Origin of the sequence: Floccifex sp. (assembly GCF_051873495.1) — a bacterium.
In the GTDB taxonomy this organism is placed as follows: domain Bacteria; phylum Bacillota_I; class Bacilli_A; order Erysipelotrichales; family Erysipelotrichaceae; genus Floccifex.
In genome coordinates this window covers 20889-27247 of sequence record NZ_JBJEEX010000116.1, presented here as the reverse complement: position 1 = coordinate 27247, position 6359 = coordinate 20889, and the positions used below count along the sequence as shown (strand labels likewise).

The window sequence follows — 6359 nt, the reverse complement described above, 5'->3', positions numbered from 1 at the left end:
TAAGATAATATTTGGCTTTCCGACAATTGCACGAGCAATCGATACTCGTTGTTGTTGTCCTCCACTTAATTCACAAGGAAACTTGTTTTTTATATCATCAATTTGTAGATACTTCATAACATGATTCACAAAGTCTAAATCCGCTTTTTCATTGTTTAAATCAAAAGGCAGTAATATATTTTCTAATACCGTTTGTTCTTGCAACAAATTAAAAAATTGAAACACAAAACCAATATTTTCTCTACGAAAACGAGCCAATTCTTTTTTATTCATTTTCGTTAGTTCTTGTTGATTCACTAAAACAGAACCACTATCAACTTGAATCAGGCCACCAATCGCATTTAATAACGTCGATTTACCACTTCCGCTTTTCCCAATAATACATGTAAATGCATTTTTTTCAATGGATAAAGAACAATGTTGCAACGCTCTAGTTTCTTTAGTTGTCCCATGATATGTTTTATTTACATCCGTTAAAGTAACAATTGAGTTCATAGGCATTCTCCTTTTTTTAAATTCTATATCATTTAACATTACGCTAATGCTACAATTCAAAGTTTTCTAAAGGATGAATTAATAAAGAAATAGTAAAAATTACTTTTCCATCTTCTTGTTTGACTTGTATTGTTCCAAAATGGTGTTCAATAATATTTGAAGCCATATGTAAACCAATTCCATAGTGTTCTTGATCAATATTAGCACTTTGAAAACGTTCAAATATATTCATTGATTCATCAATATATCCATCATTTTGAATCGCAATCAAAGCTTTATTATGATCTTGTTTTAAGGAAACATATACAATCGAGTGTTCATTGGCATGATCTATTGCATTTTTTAAAATTGTTTCAATAGCCTCCTGTATCCAAAATAAATCAATCGATAAAATAAAACTCTGACAATCATATTCAATCGATATATCTCTTGATTTTGCATAGTCCTTAACATTTAAAATACTTTGTTCCATTCCCTTTTTTAAATCACATACTTGAAAAGAGTAATTTGTTTGATTTTCGGTAATAGTACTTGCCTTTAAAAATTGATTAACTAATTCATTGGTGCAATCCAATTGATTTTCAATTTTATTGATATACTCTCCATTATCTTTATTATCGATTCGATCCAAATTTAAGTAAATTACCGATAAAGAAGATTTTATTTGATGCGCTATATTTTCATATTCATCTTTTTGTTTCTGAAGACTTAACTCCGATGTGATTATTTTATTACGATATAACTGTTCTTTATGTTGGACTGCATTTAGTATAATATCTTCTTCATTTAAGTCTCCATTTTGAATTTTCAAAGCCAATTGTTCTTTTTCTTGTTCTTGTTTATGTATTAAATAAATGATAGTTCCTACTAAATAAAACAAAAGAACAAACAAAGCCAAAAGAAAACTAATCACAAACCAATTATTTAATAATAAAGATAATAAATATAAATAACTAGTATATCCATATCCATCTTCATAAAAAAATTTCAGTGCTTGTTCCCTATTTAAATTTGAAATACCTTGAAATAAATTAGAAACAGGATTATCTAAATAAGCCAGTTCAATCATTAAATCCAAATATTTATGTACGACAAATATAAATAAAACCAGTACAACTAAAATACCAATACCAGAAATTAAAATATATTTCTTTTTCTTATTCATACATGCCACCAATACCCAACATGACGAACCGATTCAACACGTGAACCATACACTCCAAGTCTTCGTCTTAACTCTGATATTCGTACATTTAGTGTCGCATCCGATGTGACTTTTCCCATATTATGAAACAATGCACTACAAATCTCATTTCTACTTACTACTCTAGGATATGATTTAAATAAACATTCTAATATAACCGTATCGGTAATTGTTAACTCAAATTCTTCTTCATTTATGACTAATTTTTTATGTTGTTTATACAAGCATGCATCTTTCAGTTTATAAATTTCATTATATTTTCCTGCTCTTTTTAAAACTGCTTCTATTTTAGCTAACAACACTTTTAATCGAAATGGTTTTTCAATATAATCATCCGCTTGTAACGCAAACCCTTTTAATATGCTTGTTTCTTGGGTATCCGATGAAATAAAAATAATGGGATCATGACTAAATTGACGAATATAACTACAAAGTTCCATTCCACTTCCATCAGGTAATCGATTATCTAACAAGAAACAATCATATGGTTTTTGTATTTCATTATATGCTTGTTTACAGTTGTAACAAATCATTGTTTCATATTGATGTTGTTCTAATATTTCAGAAAGCGTAAGCGCTAATTCTTTATCATCTTCTACAATTAATATTCTCATAATCAATTCTTCCTAGTTCTAAATTGATTTTATTATACATCATTTCTTAGTTATATTTAAAAGTAAAACATTAATTATCAACTATTTACAATATTAACAATATATGTTATATAATAACTAAAGATGATATTAAGAAAAGGAGAATCACAATGAACTATGATACTATAAAGATTGATAAAACAGATGATACATTCGAAATCAATAATATTATTTATTCAAAAGCAGATATTCAATCAATAAAACAATTAAATATTGAAGCTCAATTTATCAATGATGATCATGAATGTCAACATATTGTACTTGATCAATTTGCACAAACTGGTATCTTCACAAATCCTAAATTTTATATTGTTCTTATCATTAAAATAAATAATTGTGACTATAAGATTATGATTTCAAAGAAACCTGTATATTATGGTTCAAATCAGTACATTTCCGATAAAAAAGAAGTTGAAGATATAATAAAGAAATTAAAAGAATAACTGAATATAATTTAGACTCTGTGTATATAACTCAGAGTCTTTTCAATATAAAAAATCCAAAGTCAAAATAACCTTGGATCATTAAAACAATATTGGTGAGGCCGATGAGACTTGAACTCACACGGGATATCCCACTACCCCCTCAAAGTAGCGTGTCTGCCATTCCACCACGGCCTCGTAAAATCAATGATACATCAATTCTAAAAAAAAACAACAGATTTTATCTGCTGTTTCTGATTTTATTCAATTTATATATAGAAGGACGACACACTAATTCAAAGTCTCCTACAAGTTCTTCTACATGTCCAGGGAATCCTTTTTTAAAAGCATAAACACCATAGTTTTCATCTTTCGGATCAAAGTTTCCACTAATACCATAGAAATTATATTTCTTATATCCTAGATCCATTGCTTCATTGATTACATGCCATTGAATCGCATAAGACGCATAGAAATCACGGAATTGTTCATAGGCTCCACTTGTCAAATACACAACTTCATCTTGATCATAGATAAACATACTTGCAGCCATAGGAATAATGGAACCATATTCTTTTTCTAGTGAATCAACTTCTTGTAGTTTTTTAGCATTGATTTCAATTGCTTCATCAATGACTTTCTTTTTCTTATTGAACTTTTTACTATTTGGAACTTCTAATAATTTCTCATTGATTTCGTTTAATTCATTATTATTTTGTTCCTTTTCTTTTAGTAAATAATCACGAAGTAAATTTGTATCTAAGTAAGCCAATTTACATTTCAAAGCACCATTATAAGCCATCATCTGATGCTTGTAGAACTCTTTTCCTCTTGTTCCAAACCCTCTTCGTTCACCGGTTTTTTCCATAATATCAACAAATAAATCCAATTCATCAATACCCAATTCACGAACTTGAAGTTGATATTTTATCGTACGATTAATACTCCAACGCGTTTGTTGATGCAAAGCCTTCCAAAGCGATTCTTTGGTATATTGACTTAAATCCATCGCATACATCCAACGAATTGTTTGCATATTTTGATCATAACCAATACTAAATCCTTTATGATTATATCCTTCATTGATGAATTGTTGTACTATTTTGGCATTTGAAAAACCACCTTCGACAACATTTCCTTCTTGGTCTCTTTGTTGATAGAGAATATATGGATCGACAATTAACTGAACTCCACCTTTTTGTTTGATATATTTTTTTAATTCAGAAGTAAAAGTTGAAAATAATTTTTCATTACTATAATCAATTAAAAACCCACGAGGAGCATAATAATAATGAAATAACTTCATCATAGGATATTTAACTAATAAACACGCACAAAGAACTTCTTGACCTTCTTTTATTCCCACTAATTCACATTCAAGTTGTTCCATTTGTTCTAAGTGATATGTATCAATACTATTTAAAAAATTATTATATGGATGGTGTTGCTGAAACTTTGCATATTCTTCTTCTGTTAATTGTACAAAATTCATAGCTTCATCCTCCTTTCACGTATATATGATAATACACTTAAAAAAAACATAAAGCAAAAAAAAGAAGGCATTTGCCTTCTTAATTATTAATACATTTGATTTTGTGGCATTGGTTCTGGTTTATCTTCTTTAATAGCTGCAACACCTGCTTCAGTTGTTAAGAATAAAGCTGAAATACTAGCCGCATTCATTAAAGCATTACGAGTTACTTTAGTAGGATCAATGATTCCTGCATCATACATATCAACCCATTCACCATGTTTTGCATCAAATCCGATGTTTTCACCAGCAATCTTTTGATGAGCAACGATTTCTTCACTATTATATCCAGCATTGTCCGCAATTTGTTCAATTGGTTTCAATAAAGCATCAAATACAACTTTAATACCACGTTGTACATCAACTACATCCGATTTAACTTGGTCTTTTAAAGCAACATAAGCTTTAACTAAGCAAGCTCCACCACCAACAACAACACCTTCACTAACAGCTGCACGTGTTGAGTTTAAAGCATCTTCGATACGTAATTTCTTTTCTTTCAATTCACTTTCAGTAGCAGCTCCAACTTTAATAATGGCAACACCATTTGATAATTTACCTAAACGTTCTGCCATATGTTTTTTATCATAATCAGAAGTTGTTTGTTCCATTTGTGCATGAATTAAATTAACACGTTCTTTAATAGCTTCACTATCACCAGTACCACCAATTAAAGTTGTTGAATCTTTCTTAACAACAGCACGTTTAACTTGTCCTAAATCAGCTAATGTCATATCTTGTAGATTCATACTTAAGTCTTTAGAATAGAAAGTAGCACCAGTTAAAATTGCGATATCTTCTAACATAGCTTTTTGATTATCACCAAATCCCGGAGCTTTAGTGGCTACAACATTGAATGTACCACGTAATTTATTAACAGCTAAAGTTGAAACAACTTCGTTTTCCAAATCATCAGCAATAATCAATAAAGGACGATTTGTTTTAACTAATTGTTCTAAGACAGGTAAAATTTCTTGTAAGTTAGAAATCTTATAGTCAGTAACCATTACATAACAATTATCTAAGATAGCTTCCATTTTTTCACGATCAGAAACCATGTAAGGTGAAACATATCCTTTATCATATTGCATACCTTCAGCAATTTCTAATTCTGTTTCAAATCCATTTGAATCATCTGTTGAAATAACTCCATCACGACCAACTGTATCCATAGCCTTAGCAATGATTTGACCAATTTCAGATGAACCAGAAGAAATAGTCGCAACATTTTCAATATCATGTGTACTTTCTACTTTATGAGAATGATCTAAGATATAATTGGCAATTTCTTTACTAGCCATTTCGATTCCTTCACGCATCAATACTGGATTAGCTCCACGATCAACTTGTTTCAATCCATTTTCAATCATAGCTTGTGCTAAAATAGTAGCTGTTGTTGTTCCATCACCAGCAATGTCATTTGTTTTAGAAGCTACTTCATAAACTAATTTAGCTCCCATATTTTCAAATTTATCATCTAATTCAATTTCTTTTGCGATAGAAACACCATCATTTGTGATTAAAGGTGAACCATATTCTCTTTCCAATACAACATTACGTCCTTTAGGACCTAAAGTAACACGAACCGCATCGGCTAATGTGTTAACCCCTTTTAACATTGATTCACGAGCATCTTTTGAAAAACGTACTTCTTTTGCCATAACCATTCCTCCTAACAATTAACTGCGATAATGTCTTCGTCTTTAATTACGATATATTCATGATCATTATCTTTTACGGTTGTTCCAGCATAATCACGATATAAGACTTCATCGCCTTCTTTGTAGCAAGCTTCTTTAATATCGCTACCTAGAGCGATTACTTTGGCAAATTTTGATTTTTCCTTTGTACTTGTCAAAATAATTCCTGAAGCTGTGGTACTTTCTTCCTCAATTTTTTCTAATAATACATAGTCATGTAAAGGCTTTAACATAAGCGTTCCTCCCTTTTATAATTAGCACTCTTTTAGCACTCTCTATTCCTAAGTGCTAATTGTATTATACTCACTTTTACACATACTTCAAGCAAAAACACCTTATTTTTTTAAAAAAAAG

General features: G+C 29.8%; 7 protein-coding genes and 1 tRNA gene. 1 reads left to right on the top strand and 7 read right to left on the bottom strand.

The genetic code is table 11. The features are described 5' to 3' along the window. The 3 genes from ACI313_RS07240 to ACI313_RS07230 all read right to left on the bottom strand — a co-directional run. A partial coding sequence (locus ACI313_RS07240) for an ABC transporter ATP-binding protein (RefSeq protein ID WP_439755637.1) occupies nucleotides 1-495 on the bottom strand: 495 nt, incomplete at its 3' end. Nucleotides 496-544: 49 nt separating this feature from the next. Then, nucleotides 545-1660 (bottom strand): sensor histidine kinase, encoded by a 1116-nt coding sequence (locus ACI313_RS07235; RefSeq protein WP_439755635.1) that lies wholly within the window; start codon nucleotides 1658-1660, stop codon nucleotides 545-547. Continuing rightward, a complete protein-coding gene (locus ACI313_RS07230; RefSeq protein WP_320608263.1) occupies nucleotides 1657-2313 on the bottom strand; it encodes a response regulator transcription factor in 657 nt (218 codons plus the stop codon). The genes ACI313_RS07235 and ACI313_RS07230 overlap by 4 nt, the downstream gene beginning before the upstream one ends. A gap of 149 nt (nucleotides 2314-2462) precedes the next feature. Between ACI313_RS07230 and ACI313_RS07225 the strand changes: the two genes are divergently transcribed. After that, entirely contained in the window at nucleotides 2463-2795 is a 333-nt protein-coding gene (locus tag ACI313_RS07225) for a hypothetical protein (protein ID WP_320608262.1), read from the top strand. Nucleotides 2796-2888: 93 nt separating this feature from the next. Here ACI313_RS07225 and ACI313_RS07220 read toward each other — a convergent pair. The 4 genes from ACI313_RS07220 to ACI313_RS07205 all read right to left on the bottom strand — a co-directional run bounded on the left by ACI313_RS07220 (nucleotide 2889) and on the right by ACI313_RS07205 (nucleotide 6238). Beyond that, a tRNA-Leu gene (locus ACI313_RS07220) sits at nucleotides 2889-2972 on the bottom strand. A 43-nt stretch (nucleotides 2973-3015) separates the two neighbouring features. Beyond that, on the bottom strand, nucleotides 3016-4266 hold the full coding sequence (locus tag ACI313_RS07215; protein WP_320104385.1) for a peptidoglycan bridge formation glycyltransferase FemA/FemB family protein: 1251 nt from the start codon (nucleotides 4264-4266) through the stop codon (nucleotides 3016-3018). Between the two features lie 86 nt (nucleotides 4267-4352). Further along, the gene (gene groL, locus ACI313_RS07210; protein WP_320607512.1) at nucleotides 4353-5966 is read right to left on the bottom strand and encodes a chaperonin GroEL; all 1614 of its coding nucleotides are present in this window, start codon (nucleotides 5964-5966) and stop codon (nucleotides 4353-4355) included. Nucleotides 5967-5977: 11 nt separating this feature from the next. Next, complete coding sequence (locus tag ACI313_RS07205; RefSeq protein WP_320104454.1) at nucleotides 5978-6238, bottom strand: co-chaperone GroES; 261 nt, start codon at nucleotides 6236-6238, stop codon at nucleotides 5978-5980. Nucleotides 6239-6359 lie beyond the last annotated feature (121 nt).

What these genes read in the sequence shown, in the direction of transcription:
- ACI313_RS07230 (WP_320608263.1), bottom strand. Translation starts at nt 2,313, where the DNA reads ATGAGAATATTAATTGTAGAAGATGATAAAGAATTAGCGCTTACGCTT.
- ACI313_RS07235 (WP_439755635.1), bottom strand. Translation starts at nt 1,660, where the DNA reads ATGAATAAGAAAAAGAAATATATTTTAATTTCTGGTATTGGTATTTTA.
- ACI313_RS07215 (WP_320104385.1), bottom strand. Translation starts at nt 4,266, where the DNA reads ATGAATTTTGTACAATTAACAGAAGAAGAATATGCAAAGTTTCAGCAA.
- groL (WP_320607512.1), bottom strand. Translation starts at nt 5,966, where the DNA reads ATGGCAAAAGAAGTACGTTTTTCAAAAGATGCTCGTGAATCAATGTTA.
- ACI313_RS07225 (WP_320608262.1), top strand. Translation starts at nt 2,463, where the DNA reads ATGAACTATGATACTATAAAGATTGATAAAACAGATGATACATTCGAA.
- ACI313_RS07205 (WP_320104454.1), bottom strand. Translation starts at nt 6,238, where the DNA reads ATGTTAAAGCCTTTACATGACTATGTATTATTAGAAAAAATTGAGGAA.